Origin of the sequence: Nitrosomonas communis, from assembly GCF_001007935.1 — a bacterium.
Classification (GTDB): domain Bacteria; phylum Pseudomonadota; class Gammaproteobacteria; order Burkholderiales; family Nitrosomonadaceae; genus Nitrosomonas; species Nitrosomonas communis.
In genome coordinates this window covers 1,112,329-1,129,006 of the sequence record NZ_CP011451.1, presented here as the reverse complement: position 1 = coordinate 1,129,006, position 16,678 = coordinate 1,112,329, and the positions used below count along the sequence as shown (strand labels likewise).

Genomic DNA, 16,678 nt, shown 5'->3' with positions numbered 1-16,678 from the left:
GCAAGGAAGTAACCCAATTTCTGTTTTGTTACGTTTGAAGCTTAAGGTATTCGAGCGTATGTTTCGTTGAGGAATGTTCATTATCATAATCAAGGAAATTGCTTTTCAGGATGAGTTATTCACAAATTTTGTGGGTAACTTTGTGAGTAAGTTGTAAATAGTATTATTAAGATAATTGCCTATAACAGTATCTTATAATTTGATTGGTTTTTGCACATAAAATAATCATTTTTAATCAAATAGTTGTGATTTTAATAAATATTGATGTAAATTTAAATTGAAATAAATTATTTTAAAAAGAAATTGTGAATTGTTTTATATGTCAAGAGTATTGATAATTTATGAGGAGAATTTCTTATTTAACCTATTGAAAACAAATAACTAAAACAATAATCATTACCTTGGATTCTTCAATAAAAAGATTTTTTTCATACATATTACAGTTTATATGTGAAGGAAGTGGATAAAAATTATTAGTCATCATTCATGCTAAATATTCAGAACCTTACTTATTTACAAAATGGACTGCCACTTCTACGGGATGTTAATTTACAGGTATTTGCCAATCAACGTGTGGGTTTGGTCGGTAAAAATGGCTGCGGAAAATCTACTCTATTTCGTTTGATACGAGGGGAAATTCATCCGGATAAGGGTGAAATTATTCTTCAAGCTGGCAAAACGGTTGCTTTTGTTGAACAGGAAATTATCAATTCTCATCAATCTGCATTGGAGTTTGTGCTTGATGGCGATGTTGAATTGAGACAATTAGAGCAAATCCTGATGCGTGAGACACATGATTCCAACTGGTTTGAGGCACAGCAACGCTATGAAGCAATCGATGGTTACGGAGCGCGTGCGCGCGCAGCCCAATTGCTGAATGGATTAGGTTTTGCAAATGATGTATTGGAGCATCCCGTTAGCCAATTTTCAGGTGGCTGGCGAATGCGCTTGAATTTAGCGCGCGCGTTGATGCATCGAGCTGATTTACTCCTCTTGGATGAACCAACCAATCATCTTGATCTGGAAGCTATTCTTTGGCTGGAACAGTATCTGGCTCGTTATCCCGGTAGTTTAATTGTCGTTTCACATGACCGTGAATTCCTTAATACATGTGTGAATCGTATTGCACACATTCATAACCAGATCATTGATAGTTATGGTGGGAATTATGATGATTTTGAACGAACTCGTGCTGAACGTATCGCTCAAGAGGGCCAAGCTTTCCAGCAGCAGCAAAGGTATATAGCCCATATGGAAGATTTTGTGCGGCGTTTTCGAGCAAAGGCTACCAAGGCTAAACAAGCACAAAGCCGAATTAAGGCGCTCGAGCGGTTGGCACGAATCGTACCTCTCCATGTAGATGATGGTCATTATCGGTTACAGCTCGATGCGCCCGAGCGAGGCCCGGATGTTTTGCTGAAAGTGGAAGGCATGGGTTTTGGTTATGGTGGAGAGATGCTCTTTCAGCACGTTAATTTATTCTTGCGAGCAGGGATGCGTATTGCGCTCATGGGACCGAATGGTGCGGGCAAATCCACGTTAATCAAATTGTTTATTGATGAGCTTAAACCGAGCGCTGGGCGAATAGAGATCGCGTCAGATATCCGTATTGGTTATTTTGCTCAGCATCAGCTCGAGAAATTGGATGGATCAATGACACCATTACAGCATCTTCAGCAACTCGCCCCGAAGGAAACCATGTTGACATTGCGCTCCTTCCTGGGGCGGTTTGGATTAGCTGCGGACAGTGAAGATCGTCCGGTGATGACTTTTTCCGGTGGTGAGAAAAGCCGTTTGGTGCTGGCTTTACTCGCTTGGCAACGACCCCATTTACTGTTGCTCGATGAACCTACCAACCACCTTGATTTGGACATGCGTGATGCGCTCATGCTGGCGCTGGAAGAATATACCGGTAGTGTAATCCTGGTATCACATGATCGTAGTTTGATTCGTGCCGTGGCGGATGAATTTTGGCTGGTTGCGGATGGTCAGGTCCAGCTATTTGATGGCGATTTGGAAGATTATAAAAACTGGATTGAGAATCAGCGTACCTATAAAGCGATTAAGCCTAAGCCAGAGAAAGTTACTCAGCCAAAGACGCCTAAACCGAATAGAAAAGCACTTCTTTCTAAGCAAACTAAACTCGAGGGAACATTGTCCATTGCGCAAACTGAGTTAGCCGCAATCCATCACCAGTTAGCTGATCCGGCTACTTATACAAACTGTACACGTGAGGAAATCAGTCAGCTCAATCATATCCGTACTGAATTAGAAAGAAAAATTGCTGAACTGGAAGAAAGCTGGCTGGAGCTGGAAGCAGCAATGGAAGAATGCGGGCAAATCTGATTCGCTAGTTTATTAAATAAAAGGAACTACTTTTTAGTATTTGACGCGTACCCGATAAGTTAGCGTGGCCTCATTCTCAGCTGGAACAGGCATTCTCCATTCCGCCATGCCAGAGGATAGCTTAGTATGAGGCAATGATTCAGATAACATAGTCCAGTCTCCTGGAATGGGCTCCTGTACTTTTACTATAACTGCCTCTTTCTTGGCGTTTCTTAGTGTAATTTGATAAGCCGTTTCTACGATACTTCTATGACCTAGCTCGCCAGAGATTTGTTGAAAGTCGGTTTGTAACTTATCAGCGGTAATATCAAAGGTACTCCCCAGGCTGAGACGAACCAACTCATTTTGAGGTATATGATCGATCTGATCTTCACCGATAAAGAGATTATTCCCCTGGGTATCTTTTTTGTAGACTCGGATAATTCCTTCCGGAAGCGGTATTCCCAAGCCTTCACCCTTATTAGCAAAACTGATGGATACGTTAGTTTTTAGTTTATGGCTGATTATAGGGTATTGTCCAGAGTAATAATAATCCCTACCTTGCAGAATAAATTCCTTGCTTACTGGAATATGAGTTGCAGACATGAGGGCAACCTGTTTAGTCTGGTTTTCAGCAAGTGTGATAGGGTGCGGTGATGTATAAAGATGATATTCAAAAAGTGCTTCTTTTTTCATTGGCGCACTATCAGCTACTTCTCGCGCAAATGTCATCATTTTTTTGGAGGTAGGCTGTTCAGGGTAAATTTGATGAACATCGCCTGCTACTAGTTGCAACCTGGCATTATAGTAGGCTATGCCACTTTGATTGGTAAATGTTATCAGGCCATTGAGATCAAGCCAATTATCATCTGCATTCAGATCAGCTACATAATCGGCACGCCAGGATAAGCCGGATGTAAGGTAGGAAAGCTCAAGATCATGTTTTCCTTGGGATGGGCTAATCAGTGAAATGAGTAGGGTAGGTCTGTCACGCAGATTTTCAGGTAAACCAGGAAACACGATTCGTCCAGGTACACTGCTTTCAACTCGGTCAATAAATTTCAGAATAATTCCTTCGTTAGTCGAAAGAATGGTGGCTGCTTCGCTAGCCTCAGAACCGGTTGCAGGGTCGGTGCGTATAACGGTTACTTCTTTACCTGAGTACTTTTCCAGTAGTTTTTTCGGAGTGAGCACGTCGAAATCAAAAGATTGCTCCAGTAAGCGAAATCCTGAAGAATAAGCAAGGTTGCGTAATAGCGCAGTTTCAGGGCGTATCTGCGCAGAGACTTCCTGCCAAGCCAGTTTGTTGAAAGCTTGATCCAGTATAACGCTGCGTGAATCTTTTATTAATGCCAGGTTCCCATTATAAATAGTAACAATGATGTTCTTCTGATCTTGAGAAGTAGTAACCCTTTCGTTTGCTATTGCGGCCGCATAACTGATGGGAATAGAGATACTCATTACTGCTATTGCAGGTAGTATGTTGATGCAGCGATTCTTTTTATAACTATACTTTTTGTCTGTTGCTAAATGCCTCTTGCCCAGCCATTCCATTATCATAGTTTATTTTTGGATTGGAAATAGTGTTTGCTTTTTACATTATTTTAATTATTTCAACATGCTCTGTGATATCTGTCGAGTCTTTGTGCTTGGCTTGAGACATTTTTGCCATTTCTTCCGCACTCGTAACGGCTTGCTTATTAGTTGATTTAAGGAGAGCTTAGCCAATAGCTTGGTTTTTAGTGAACTACTTTTTGAGTGCCTTCTATGCCGCCTTCTTTGTATGATAGCTTTATAATATGTAAAATTCTTTTATTTGAATAAAATTTGGATGAATATTAAGGATGGCCAGAACGCTCAATATACTGCTGGTAGGATATTCGGCCAGAAATGCTGAGCATATCTGTCAGGCACTCAGGGCAGGTGGTTTATGTTTTAATTCAGAATGTGTCGATACTATTGAAGCTTTTCCGAAGACATTCGTTGGATCTTCATGGGATGTAATTTTATCTGATGATACAATGCCTGAACCAGGTGCTGAACAGGTATTATCTCATCTTGCTGCGCATCATTTAGCTATCCCTGTGATCGTCGTATCCAGCGGTAGAAATGATGAATCTGCAGCTCATTTGATGAAAGCAGGGGCTCAGGATTTCATTTCAATAACCTGTTGCACGGCAAGACTGAAGCAAGCGATACAGCGTAGTCTGAAGCAAATGGAAACGCTTCAGCATATTCGAGAAACACAGCTTGCGTTGCAGAAAAGTGAAGCGCACTTTCGTGCAATTGCTTCGAATCTGCCCGGGCTGGTATTTCAATTTTTATTGAATCAAGATGGTTCTAAAAGCTTTTCTTATGTAAGTGAAGGCTCTGTGATGCTGTTAGGAATTTCACCAACTCATTTAATAGAGCAGCCGGATTTATTTACTAACCTGATTTTGCCTGAAGATAGGGCTTCTTATGATCAACTCATGCAAGCATCGGCCAAGCATTTTTCTACTTGGAACTGGGAGGGGCGCATTCAAGTTAAAAGTGATCCAGATATTAAGTGGGTCAGTTTACGTGCAACACCACGCCGCTCACCCAATGATGGGGTGTTATGGGACGGTATCGTCATGAATATTTCACGCAATAAGCTGGCAGAAATTGAAATTGCTCGCTCGCATGCGCGACTGGCTGAACTTACTTCTTATCTACAGAAAGTTAAGGAACATGAGCGTGCAAAGATCGCCCGAGAAATTCACGATGATATTGGCGGAACCTTGACAGCAATTAAATGTGAGCTATTGCTCTGCATGGACGCAAAACCGAGGAAACCTGATTTTTACCAGCAGAAAGCAGCCTCAATTGAAGAGCTGGTCGATAATGTGATTGACAGCACGCGCCGAATTGCATTAGACCTGCGGCCAGGTATACTGGATTTTGGTATCGTGGCGGCGATTCAGTGGCAAGCAAAGGAATTTAGCAAACGTACAGAAATTCCTTGTGTGTTTTGTTGTGACAGTGAAGATATTCCGCTAGATGCAGATTTAGCTAGCGCTATTTTTCGTGTTTTTCAGGAAATATTGACTAATATCTCTAAACATGCAGGCGCCTCGAACGTTAAAGTCAAGCTATTTGAAAATGACGGTTGGGTATTTTTGGAAGCGATTGATAATGGGCGTGGAATTAGGGAATCAGATATGAACAAACCAGGATCTTTTGGAATACGGGGAATGCGTGAACGTTGTCAACAATTGGGTGGAAACATTTATGTTAACGGAATACCTGAAAAGGAAACTTGCGTGATAATCCAGATTCCAGTGAATGGTAAAGAATAGTAACCTTTGTAGGTTGTATCATGTATCGAAAAATAATAGGCGAGGGAGGGTAGAATGATACGTGTAATGATCGCTGATGATCATGCCATCGTACGCCAGGGTTTGAAACAGATTTTAAGTGAGACGGATGATATTAGTGTAGCCGGTGAGGCAGAAACCGGGTTTGAGGCGATAACCATCGCACGCCAGCAAATTTTTGATGTGATGTTACTGGATATCTCACTACCGGATAGAAACGGTATTGAGGTGCTCAAACAGATTAAAAAAGACCAGCCTAATTTCACTATCTTAATGCTTAGCATGCACCACGAAAGTGAATTCGCGATCCGCGCAATTAAAGCAGGAGCAGCCGGTTATCTAAGTAAACAAAGTGCGCCTATGCAACTGGTGACAGCGATTCGTCAGGTGGCAGCGGGGCGCAAGTACATTACTCCATCCCTTGCACAAGAGCTGGCTAACGCAATTACATTAGATACTGATCAACCATTACATAATAGTTTATCTGATCGGGAATATCAGACATTATGCTTGATTGCGGCAGGTAAGTCCCTTTCGGAAATTTCTACCAGCTTGTGTCTGAGTCCAAAAACAGTCAGTGTTTATTGTGCTCGTCTTATGGAAAAACTTAAACTATCGAACAATTCTGAATTAGTACGTTACGCTATTAAACACCACTTGGTTGATTAATCTGAGTTACTCCACCAATTACTCGGTAAACATTAAATATTCTTTAGGATCTCTATCTTATCCCGGTGTTTGACTGAGTTTAGCTTGTAGGATCTGCAAGTGTCCGCTTATGGTTCATTCCATTTCTCAATCAAACCTGACTTTGTCGGCTTTACTTGCCGCATGATTGATACTGTCTGCGGCTCGTCTTCGCGTCATTTTTGATTGAGAAATAGAATAAGATTAAGGGAAAGTTAGAATAAAGCTGGATTTCTATTTTAATTTCATTTATTGAATCATGCTGAGTTTGTTAGTCTACAGATAATAGTAGATTATTCCTGCAGCGGCTTATCCTTTTTAATTAGTCAGTATTGGCTTGGGTTTGACTGGAATAATCATCTTATTCCTGGTGTTATCAATGAGAGGTTACATATTATGCAAACTTTGAGTGAAATGCGATTAAAGCTGGTCAAGTCATCCGAGGTTGGTGAAGAAAATGAAACAAGTGAGGAAAGCAGCAAAGCATTGTTAACCGTTGATGAATATTATCAGCACGCTGAGCAGTATGCCCACGAAATCAGAAAAACTCATGATGTGAATGAAATAATTAGAATTCTGGATGCTGTTTTGTCTGAAACCAGGGATTTGCATCAAAGTGATGAGATGTCCAACTCACGGCACAAGATCTCTGATACTGAGCAAAAAATTGAATCTCTGAAGCATGAGCTAGCACTCATCAGAGAGTTAGTGCATACCGATCAGATGACTGGCCTGTTTAACCGGCGCGGACTGGATGAGCATTTTATCCGTGAAGCTGCCCGTGCAGACCGAAGCAAAAATCCGTTATGCGTTATCCTGATTGATCTGGATAACTTTAAGGAAATTAATGAGATTTATGGTTATCCATTCGGCGATAATGTTCTGATCTCTTTGGCGAGAACCATAAAGAATGCGTTACGTCCAACCGATGTGGTTGCCCGTTATGGTGGGGAGGAGTTCATTATCTTATTGCCTGATACAGAGATCAATGATGCGGTACGTATCATACAGCGATTACAGCGCATGCTGGCTAGCAATCCTGTACTCAATAAAGATAACCAACCGGTATCGATCACTATTAGTGGCGGGGTAACATTACGCCAAACTGATGAGCATCAGCATACGGTGATTAAGCGAGTTGATGAAGCATTATTCCGTGCAAAAAATACAGGATTATCTCAGATAGAAGTTGCCCTATAATTGCTATTGCTATCCTCCTGGCGCCAACCAGATTCTGATAGTTTCTATCACTTAATGCGGCAGCAGGGTATTATAAATACCTGATTCATGCTCGATTGGTATTTATTGAGCGCTCAGCGCTCATATGCCAATGTGGGGGCGAGCCATCTTTCCGCTTCATCAATCGTCCAGCCTTTTCTTCTGGCATAATCTTCTACTTGATCTTTGCCAATTTTACCTACGGCGAAATAAGTAGATTCCGGGTGCGAGAAATAAAAGCCGGATACCGCCGCGGTAGGAACCATAGCATACGATTCGGTGATAATGATACCTGCTCGTTTTTCAGCTTCGAGTAAGGCAAACAAAGGTCCTTTTTCAGTATGATCGGGACAGGCTGGATAGCCCGGGGCGGGGCGAATTCCTTGATATTTCTCATTAATAAGTTGCTCGTTGCTGAGTGCTTCATCTTTGGTATACCCCCAGAATTCTCGCCGCACACGCGCATGCATGTGTTCGGCAAAGGCTTCAGCCAGGCGGTCAGCCAATGCTTTCAATATAATGGCACTATAATCATCATTGGCAGCTTCGAAAGCTTTTATTCGATCATCGATACCAAAACCGGCACTGACTGCGAATAATCCAATCGTATCCATGATGCCGCTTTCTTTAGGCGCAATAAAATCTGCTAAACAGAGGTTGGGGCGTCCGGCAGGTTTGACTGTTTGCTGCCGTAAGGTGTGATAGGTCATCAGCACTTTAGTACGGGATTTATCCGAATAAATTTCGATGTCGTCATGATTGACTGTATTGGCTGGAAAGAGTCCAATGACAGCATTGGCTGTAAGCCATTTTTGCTCAATTATTTTCTTCAGCATCGTTTGTGCATCGCGGAATAGATTGCTGGCAGCTTCGCCTACTACTTCATCTTCTAGAATAGCCGGATAGCGTCCAGATAGTTCCCATGCCTGGAAGAAGGGTGTCCAATCAATATAAGGAACCAGTGCTTCTACAGGGTAGTTATTCAGGGTTCTAATACCGAGAAAGCTAGATTCAGGAGGAGCATAGTGCTGCCAATCTATTTTCAATGCATTTGCACGTGCTTCAGCGAGGGTTAATAATTGTGAGGGACCTTTTTTGTTTTTTTGCTGTGTGCGGATTTTCTCTTGTTCTGCCTTGATTTCCTGCATATACGTACTTTGCTGATCCTGAGACATTAATTGGCTGCATACGCCAACAGCCCGGCTTGCATCAGGCACCCACACTGTAACTCCACTATAGTGCGGCGCAATTTTAACGGCGGTATGTACGCGCGAGGTCGTGGCACCCCCAATGAGAAGAGGAATAGTAAAACCCTCCCGCTCCATTTCTTTGGCTACATGCGCCATTTCTTCGAGAGAAGGGGTAATCAGGCCAGATAATCCGATAATGTCAACCTGTTCGTTGCGTGCGGTTTCCAGGATTTGCGAGCTGGGCACCATCACTCCCATGTTGATGACTTCATAGTTGTTGCACTGGAGGACGACTGCAACGATGTTCTTGCCGATGTCATGGACATCGCCTTTCACTGTGGCAACAACGATTTTTCCCTTCGCTTTAGCGTCACCGGAAACTTTTTTCTCAGCCTCAATGTAAGGGAGAAGATATGCAACTGCCAGCTTCATGACGCGTGCAGATTTAACTACCTGTGGCAGAAACATTTTCCCAGCGCCAAACAGGTCGCCTACTACATTCATGCCATCCATCAGAGGGCCTTCGATGACTTCTATGGTTCGTCCCCCTCTGCCTTCTACTTCCTGACGGATGATTTCAGTATCTTCTTCAATGTAGGTGGCGATCCCTTTGACGAGTGCATGTGTTAATCGTTGGCGGACGGATTGGTTACGCCAGCTGAGATCTTCAACTTGCTCCTTTTTCTGTCCTTTGAAACTTTCGGCAAATTCAACCAGACGCTCAGTCGCATCTGGACGGCGATTAAGCAGAACATCTTCAACTCGTTCGAGTAAATCTTTGGGAATATCCGAATACACACCTAATTGACCCGCATTGACGATACCCATGGTCATACCAGCCTGGATGGCGTGGTATAGGAATGCAGTATGAATGGCTTCTCTGATCGGCTCGTTGCCACGAAAAGAAAAGGACACATTGGAGACGCCACCGCTGATTTTGACATAAGGCAAAGTCTGTTTGATGATACGGATAGCTTCAATGAAATCCAGCGAGTAGTTATTATGTTCTTCGATACCAGTTGCTACCGCAAAAATATTGGGATCGAAAATAATGTCCTCTGGCGGGAAGCCAACCTGGTTGACTAAAACACGATAACAACGCGTACAGATTTCAACTTTGCGCGCTAATGTGTCGGCCTGTCCTTTCTCATCAAATGCCATCACGATGACTGCTGCGCCATAACGACGCGCAAGCCTGGCGTGATAAATGAATTCTTCCTCACCTTCTTTTAAGCTGATGGAATTGATAATGGTTTTACCCTGAATACATTGTAAGCCTGCTTCAATCACTGACCATTTACTCGAATCAATCATGATAGGCACGCGACTGATATCCGGCTCTGATGCAATCAAGTTGAGGAAGGTAACCATCGCTTTTTGTGAATCCAGCATGGCTTCATCCATATTGATATCAATGATTTGTGCGCCATTCTCGACTTGGCTGCGTGCAATGCTCAGTGCTTCTGCATAATTGTCATTGAGTATCAGGCGGGCAAAAGCTTTTGATCCGGTCACGTTGGTACGTTCGCCCACATTGACAAAGAGCGAATCCTCACCAATATTAAGTGGTTCTAAGCCGGAGAGGCGCAGTTTCTTGGAGATATCCGGAATACTTCGTGGGGCAATCTCCGCTACCGCATCAGCAATAGCTTTTATGTGAGCGGGTGTCGTGCCACAGCAGCCGCCCACAATATTAACGAAACCCGACTGGGCAAATTCCTTAATCAAGCTCGCAGTATATTCGGGAGATTCGTCATAACCTGTTTCAGACAAGGGGTTGGGTAAACCAGCGTTGGGGTGAGTGCTGGTATATACCTCAGCAACGCTGGAGAGTTCTTCAACGTAAGGGCGCATTAATTCAGCACCCAATGCACAGTTGATGCCTACAGATAAGGGTTGAGCATGCCTGACTGAATTCCAGAATGCTTCTGGGGTTTGCCCAGACAGATTGCGACCGGAAGCATCGGTAATCGTGACTGAAATCATGACAGGCAAGCGAATATTATTTTTCTCAAAGTACTGCTCAATCGCAAATAATGCTGCTTTAGCATTCAGTGTGTCGAAAATGGTTTCCACTAGCAGAATATCGGCGCCTCCTTCCACTAATCCCTGTATGGATTGCGAGTAATCCGTCACAAGCTGTTTGAAGGTGATGGAGCGGAAACCGGGATCATTCACATCCGGTGAAATAGAAGTTGTTTTGGTCGTGGGCCCGATCACCCCTGCAACAAAACGGGGTTTATCCGGTGTTTTAGCCTCCATCGCAAGTGCTTCTTCACGTGCTAATTTGGCTGCTGCAAAATTCAATTCATAGACCAACTCATGCATATGGTAATCAGCCATCGAAGGAGCATTGGAGTTGAAGGTATTGGTTTCAATGATATCAGCGCCAGCCTCCAGGTACTGCGCATGGATAGAACGGATGATTTGAGGCTGTGTTAGCGTTAGCAAATCATTATTGCCCTTGAGGTCATGAGGAAAATCTGCAAAACGGCTCCCTCGATAATCAGTTTCGCTCAATTTGTAACTCTGGATCATTGTGCCCATCGCGCCGTCTAGAAGTAGGATGCGACGAGTAAGCAAGTTTTCCAATAAAGCAGTGCGAAGATGAGTCATGATGGAATGATATTTTTCCGTTAAATACAAAGTAGCTGATTATACCCCATGGTTCCTGTAACATGGTCTGAGGAAGTAGCTGCTAGAATTTCAACTCCGGCAGCTCGCTTGGCGAGAGGGTAATAGGTCGTTTCCGATACCTTAATCTATTTCTGAATCAAACCTGACTTTGCCAGCGCTTTTGTCGTAGTATTTGTATACTGCCTGCGGTTGCATTCGCGGTTTGCATTCACTATGCCTGGTTTGGAAATGGAATTATTTTTATAAATGAAATAAAAGGTTAAACAGCAGTAATGAGTTGTTTGTTGCGCTAGCTTACTGTTATCAAAATAAAGACTGATATTGATTTTGCTGTTTCTACAAAAGTTTTAAAATCTTTAGAGAAAAAGTTGTTATTTTTTTATCCCGGCTAATAGCACCCAGCCTTCTTTTTTGCTAGCAATATTTATTTCAAACCATTGGCGATAAGTATCGATGACCTGGTTAGCCTGCTCCTCGAGGATGCCAGAAAGTGCTAGAGAGCCACCTTTGCGCAAAGCATTCATCAATATAGGGGCTAGCATAATTATGGGGTTGGCCAGGATATTTGCGACCACCTTATCAACTTGCCTTTGTTCTTTTTTGTTGGTTTGGGATAAATCTAATGTTGTGGAAAAGAGTATTCTTTCCGGCTCGCAACGATTGAGTACAGCATTATCACGACTAGCTGCAATGGCATTGGCGTCAATATCAATGCCTAGCACATTACGCGCGCCCAGCTTTAGCGCAGCAATTGCCAGTATACCCGAACCACATCCGTAATCGAGTACAGTCTCACCAGATTGAATATTGCTGTCTAGCCAGGAGAGGCAAAGTTGAGTAGTAGGATGGCTGCCAGTACCAAATGCGCGCCCGGGATCAAGAATCAAGTTGATTGCAGTCGGGTCAGGGGGTGGGTGCCAGCTTGGAACAATCCATAATCGTGATGATATTTTGATTGGCTCGAACTGCGCTTGTGTCAATCTGACCCAATCTTGCTCTTCCAGGCGAGCTAAACGGTACTCAGGTTCGGTTGTAAGCCGCAGTGCCTGGGTAACTTTTTGCATGATGAGCGGAATATCTGCATTTTGTTCGAATAATGCAGTGACGGCCGCCTGTTCCCAGATTTCGCCTGTGAGTTCGCCAGGTTCATCAAATAGAGGCTGCTCTTGTTCAGTACCGGCAGAAGCATCTTGAATATCAACGGATAAGGCACCTAGCTCGAATAGTTTATCACTTAAAATTTCAACATGTGCTGCATTGATTTCAACGGTAAGTGATACCCAGGACATTTTAACGGTGGGTGACTTCAAGAGGATTTTTAACTATTTTCCTTACCTGCTTTATTATGCAAAGCAAGTTTGTGCTCGAGATAATTAATTGAAACCCCTCCATTAAGAAAATGGGTATCGGATAACAGGTCAAGATGTAGAGGAATATTTGTTTTGATCCCATCCACCACCATTTCTGACAGCGCAATACGCATTCTGGCAATGGTTTGATCCCGATCATCTCCATATGCGATGATTTTGCCAATCATGGAATCATAATAAGGTGGCACCATATAGTTGTGGTAGACATGAGAATCCACCCGAATACCAGGACCACCGGGAGCATGGTATTGAGTAATCCGACCTGCCGAGGGGGTTAGTTTGTAGGGGTCTTCGGCATTTATACGGCATTCGATGGCGTGTCCTTTGATCACAATGTCTTTCTGCCGTAATGCGAGTTTTTCTCCTGCTGCGACCCAGATTTGCGCTTGAACGAGATCGATGCCGGTGACTGCCTCAGTCACCGGATGTTCTACCTGTAAACGCGTATTCATCTCAATAAAATAGAACTCATTGTTTTCATAAAGAAACTCAAAAGTTCCCACGCCACGATAATTGATACGGCGACAGGCTTCCGTGCAGCGCTCGCCAATTTTGTCGCGCATTCGGGGAGGGATATTGGTTGCTGGGGCTTCTTCAATAATTTTTTGATGTCGACGTTGCATGGAACAGTCTCGTTCACCTAGATGAACGGCATTGCCATAGTCATCAACTAAAACTTGAAATTCAATATGACGAGGATTTTCCAGATATTTTTCAGCATATACGGTTGGATTGCCGAAGGCTGTTAGAGCTTCATTTCGTGTCGTGATGACTGCATTGGAGAGAGCGGCTTCCGTATGGACTACTCGCATACCTCGCCCTCCGCCACCTCCAGCTGCTTTGATAATAATGGGGTAGCCAATTGATTTGGCGATCTTCTTGATCTCCTCTATGGATTCCGGTAATGCATCATCTGAGCCAGGAACGCAGGGAACACCTGCTTGTCTCATGGCATTTTTTGCGCTGACTTTATCACCCATTAACCGTATAGTTTCTGGACGTGGGCCGATGAAGACAAAGCCACTTTTTTCTACTCTTTCAGCAAAATCAGCATTTTCTGAGAGGAAACCATAACCTGGATGAATGGCTTCAGCATCCGTTACTTCTGCTGCACTGATGATAGCCGGTACATTCAGATAGCTCTGGCTTGATGCAGCAGGGCCGATACATACGGATTCATCAGCCAGTTTGACATACTTAGCTTCAGCGTCGGCCTCAGAATGAACTGCCACGGTTTTAATGCCCATGGCACGGCATGCACGTTGAATACGCAAAGCAATTTCGCCACGATTGGCAATAAGTATTTTCTCAAACATATTTGAGGTGAAATCTGGAAGGGGCTAATTCAAAAGAATGGATATAAAAAAATTATCCAATCACAAATAAAGGCTCACCATATTCAACTGGCTGACCATTTTCAAGTAGAATGGCTTTGATCACACCAGCTTTGTCGGCTTCTATTTCATTAAGAAGCTTCATTGCTTCAATAATACATAAGGTATCACCCACTTTAACGGTCTGTCCTGTTTCTACAAAAGGTTTTGCTCCGGGTGCGGAAGCGCGATAAAAAGTACCTACCATCGGTGATTTTACAATATGTCCTTCCGGTAAACTGAGCTTAGCTTCTGTTCCGGTTGGAGCAGTCTCAGTTGTACTGGCCGGCACATTTGCTGTTGGAGCAGCACCAGCTTGGTAAAATTGAGGTAGGGCTGCATAATTTTGTGAGGAATAGCCGGATTTATTGATACGAACTTTCTCTTCACCTTCAGTAATTTCTAACTCAGCGATATTATATTCTTCAACTAATTCGATAAGTTTCTTTAGCTTTCTTAGATCCATATACAGCCTCCCGGAAACATTCCGTTTACGAGTAATCTAAAATCAAACCTGAGACACAATCTATGATCAAGGTTTGTAAGATATGGTTTAAATATAAAATAGAACTTATGTAGTTCGCTAACAAAGAATGCATCGATGCATATCTGAATACGTGGCGGCGGCATATTACTACATATTATCAATTCGTTGTATGATTTATTATTCTTTATCGTTAGTCTTCTATATATTTTTGGTTTTGATGCTTAAGTAAAGCGCATTCATGCTTAAGTAAAGTACATACGAGCCATTAAAAGATTGGGTTGGAGACTATCGATCATTTAAAGCAAACAGTAATGCTAGTTCATAACCCTTTGCCCCTAGGCCGCTGATCACACCAATTGCAAGATCAGAAAAGTATGATTTATGACGAAATACCTCACGTGCATAAATATTAGAAAGATGTATTTCAATAAAAGGCACTCCTGTTGCGGCTAAAGCATCCCGTAAAGCTATACTGGTATGAGTTAATCCTGCTGGATTAATGATGATGAAATCAGTTTCATCATCCATTGCTTGCTGTACCCGGTTTATTAATTCACCCTCATTATTACTTTGAAAAGTATCTAGTTTTACTTCGGCCGCTCGTGATATTGCAGATAATTTTCTGTTAATATCATCCAAAGTCGTTTTGCCATAAATTTCAGGTTCCCGCTTACCCAGAAGATTCAAGTTGGGCCCATGGATCACCAAAATATTTTTAGCTGATATATTTCTAAATGTCATTGTGAAATTATGGCTTTTTTTGCTGAAAATGTACAGATTTTTGGAGATAATCAGAGAATTTAGCCGAAATTATTGATAATTTATTTTGTTCAATTGTTTATGCTAATAATTTTTAAATTTTATTATTAGTATATCTGCTTATCAAAAGACTTATAATTGCTCACAGTCTCTTAAACCTCTATAATTTCGCCCTTGTCAGCAATTTAGAACGCTGTTGTAGCTCAGTTGGTAGAGCAACTGATTCGTAATCAGTAGGTCGGAGGTTCGACTCCTCTCAACAGCACCAATAAAACCAGCGTGTTACGCTTAATCACCTAAACTAACTTTCGTTTGTGGGGCACTAAGAGAAAACAACACATATGTTTTTTATATAGGCATTTTCTATTAACGGCAAAGACCAAGGTCGGCTCAATACTGAAGTAAGATAAAGCATTCGCACCAATCAGAACCTCTTAATGTAAATTTTCGCTCAATTTGGTACTGTTTTTCGCTTTATTTGGCACTGCCGCTTGGTACATTTAACCTCAGCGTTAAAAGTTACAAATCACCAGCTCAGTGCGTTGTCCACGTCCTTGCAGTCCACCCACGGTGTAGTTGATCACCACCGATTGCATCGTCAACCCTTTGAATGCCTCATGCATTTCCGGAATATCGTTGACTGATATGATCATCTTGCCTTTGATCGTTTTCGCCAGCTCAGCTATCTGCACATACTGCTCCAGGCCAAAATCTACACCGTAGCCTTCTGTGCCCCAATAAGGAGGGTCACAATAAAATAAGGTGTGTTCCCGGTCATACTTGCGCACACAATCCTGCCATGCCAAGTGCTCAATATAAGTTTGCGAAAGACGTAAATGCGCCTGGCTTAATTCTTCTTCCAGACGCAGCAAATTGAGACGGGGTGCAGTGGTGGTCGCGGTACCAAAGTTCTGGTTGGTGACCTTACCGCCGAAAGCGAGTTTCTGCAAATAATAGAAGCGGGCAGCGCGCTGGATATCGGTGAGCGTTTCTACCGGCATGATTTGCAACCATTTGTACATCTCCCGGCTGGTCAACGCCCACCTGAATTGCTTAGTGAATTCATCTAGATGGTATTTGATCACCCGGTACATGTTGACCAGCTCGCTGTTGATGTCATTGAGCACTTCCACATGCGTCTGATGTTTCATGAAATACAACGCTGCTGCCCCGCAAAACGGCTCTACATAGCATTCATGCTCAGGAAACAATGGCAGGATATATTTGGCCAGGCGACGTTTTCCGCCTATCCATGGTACAACCGGGTTTGTTTTAGTCATGCTGTAAGCCCTTT

Annotated in this window: 11 protein-coding genes and 1 tRNA gene; 5 read left to right on the top strand and 7 right to left on the bottom strand. The window is 42.9% G+C overall.

From position 1 onward, the window contains the following. The first annotated feature begins 486 nt into the window (after positions 1–486). The gene (locus AAW31_RS05055; RefSeq protein WP_046849403.1) at positions 487–2,346 is read left to right on the top strand and encodes an ABC-F family ATP-binding cassette domain-containing protein; all 1,860 of its coding nucleotides are present in this window, start codon (positions 487–489) and stop codon (positions 2,344–2,346) included. A gap of 33 nt (positions 2,347–2,379) precedes the next feature. On the opposite strand, the gene AAW31_RS05050 is transcribed toward AAW31_RS05055, so the two are convergent. Next, positions 2,380–3,786, bottom strand: a complete 1,407-nt coding sequence (locus AAW31_RS05050) for a DUF4139 domain-containing protein (protein WP_046851529.1) — start codon at positions 3,784–3,786, stop codon at positions 2,380–2,382. 383 nt (positions 3,787–4,169) lie between these two features. On the opposite strand from AAW31_RS05050, the gene AAW31_RS05045 reads away from it, so the two are divergent. The 3 genes from AAW31_RS05045 to AAW31_RS05035 all read left to right on the top strand — a co-directional run bounded on the left by AAW31_RS05045 (position 4,170) and on the right by AAW31_RS05035 (position 7,550). Next, the gene (locus AAW31_RS05045; RefSeq protein ID WP_046849402.1) at positions 4,170–5,645 is read left to right on the top strand and encodes a hybrid sensor histidine kinase/response regulator; all 1,476 of its coding nucleotides are present in this window, start codon (positions 4,170–4,172) and stop codon (positions 5,643–5,645) included. Between the two features lie 54 nt (positions 5,646–5,699). Next, the gene (locus AAW31_RS05040) at positions 5,700–6,332 is read left to right on the top strand and encodes a response regulator (protein ID WP_046849401.1); all 633 of its coding nucleotides are present in this window, start codon (positions 5,700–5,702) and stop codon (positions 6,330–6,332) included. A 414-nt stretch (positions 6,333–6,746) separates the two neighbouring features. Beyond that, positions 6,747–7,550 (top strand): GGDEF domain-containing protein, encoded by an 804-nt coding sequence (locus tag AAW31_RS05035; protein WP_046849400.1) that lies wholly within the window; start codon positions 6,747–6,749, stop codon positions 7,548–7,550. A 113-nt stretch (positions 7,551–7,663) separates the two neighbouring features. On the opposite strand, the gene metH is transcribed toward AAW31_RS05035, so the two are convergent. The 5 genes from metH to aroQ form a co-directional block, all read right to left on the bottom strand. Beyond that, positions 7,664–11,374, bottom strand: a complete 3,711-nt coding sequence (gene metH / locus AAW31_RS05030) for a methionine synthase (RefSeq protein ID WP_046849399.1) — start codon at positions 11,372–11,374, stop codon at positions 7,664–7,666. A 392-nt stretch (positions 11,375–11,766) separates the two neighbouring features. Beyond that, positions 11,767–12,684 carry a 50S ribosomal protein L11 methyltransferase gene (gene prmA / locus AAW31_RS05025; protein ID WP_046849398.1) on the bottom strand — a complete coding sequence of 306 codons (918 nt, stop codon included), beginning with the start codon at positions 12,682–12,684 and terminating at the stop codon, positions 11,767–11,769. Positions 12,685–12,713: 29 nt separating this feature from the next. Further along, positions 12,714–14,081, bottom strand: coding sequence for an acetyl-CoA carboxylase biotin carboxylase subunit (gene accC / locus AAW31_RS05020; RefSeq protein ID WP_046849397.1), 1,368 nt, complete (start codon positions 14,079–14,081; stop codon positions 12,714–12,716). Between the two features lie 52 nt (positions 14,082–14,133). Beyond that, on the bottom strand, positions 14,134–14,604 hold the full coding sequence (gene accB / locus AAW31_RS05015; protein WP_046849396.1) for an acetyl-CoA carboxylase biotin carboxyl carrier protein: 471 nt from the start codon (positions 14,602–14,604) through the stop codon (positions 14,134–14,136). Positions 14,605–14,910: 306 nt separating this feature from the next. Beyond that, on the bottom strand, positions 14,911–15,366 hold the full coding sequence (gene aroQ / locus AAW31_RS05010; protein WP_046849395.1) for a type II 3-dehydroquinate dehydratase: 456 nt from the start codon (positions 15,364–15,366) through the stop codon (positions 14,911–14,913). 210 nt (positions 15,367–15,576) lie between these two features. On the opposite strand from aroQ, the gene AAW31_RS05005 reads away from it, so the two are divergent. Continuing rightward, positions 15,577–15,652, top strand: a tRNA-Thr gene (locus tag AAW31_RS05005). Between the two features lie 244 nt (positions 15,653–15,896). Here the strand turns inward: AAW31_RS05005 and AAW31_RS05000 are convergent. Continuing rightward, complete coding sequence (locus tag AAW31_RS05000) at positions 15,897–16,664, bottom strand: DNA adenine methylase (protein WP_046849394.1); 768 nt, start codon at positions 16,662–16,664, stop codon at positions 15,897–15,899. Positions 16,665–16,678: the final 14 nt, after the last annotated feature.

What these genes read in the sequence shown, in the direction of transcription:
- AAW31_RS05055 (WP_046849403.1), top strand. Translation starts at nt 487, where the DNA reads ATGCTAAATATTCAGAACCTTACTTATTTACAAAATGGACTGCCACTT.
- AAW31_RS05050 (WP_046851529.1), bottom strand. Translation starts at nt 3,786, where the DNA reads ATGAGTATCTCTATTCCCATCAGTTATGCGGCCGCAATAGCAAACGAA.
- AAW31_RS05045 (WP_046849402.1), top strand. Translation starts at nt 4,170, where the DNA reads ATGGCCAGAACGCTCAATATACTGCTGGTAGGATATTCGGCCAGAAAT.
- AAW31_RS05040 (WP_046849401.1), top strand. Translation starts at nt 5,700, where the DNA reads ATGATACGTGTAATGATCGCTGATGATCATGCCATCGTACGCCAGGGT.
- AAW31_RS05035 (WP_046849400.1), top strand. Translation starts at nt 6,747, where the DNA reads ATGCAAACTTTGAGTGAAATGCGATTAAAGCTGGTCAAGTCATCCGAG.
- metH (WP_046849399.1), bottom strand. Translation starts at nt 11,374, where the DNA reads ATGACTCATCTTCGCACTGCTTTATTGGAAAACTTGCTTACTCGTCGC.
- prmA (WP_046849398.1), bottom strand. Translation starts at nt 12,684, where the DNA reads ATGTCCTGGGTATCACTTACCGTTGAAATCAATGCAGCACATGTTGAA.
- accC (WP_046849397.1), bottom strand. Translation starts at nt 14,081, where the DNA reads ATGTTTGAGAAAATACTTATTGCCAATCGTGGCGAAATTGCTTTGCGT.
- accB (WP_046849396.1), bottom strand. Translation starts at nt 14,604, where the DNA reads ATGGATCTAAGAAAGCTAAAGAAACTTATCGAATTAGTTGAAGAATAT.
- aroQ (WP_046849395.1), bottom strand. Translation starts at nt 15,366, where the DNA reads ATGACATTTAGAAATATATCAGCTAAAAATATTTTGGTGATCCATGGG.
- AAW31_RS05000 (WP_046849394.1), bottom strand. Translation starts at nt 16,664, where the DNA reads ATGACTAAAACAAACCCGGTTGTACCATGGATAGGCGGAAAACGTCGC.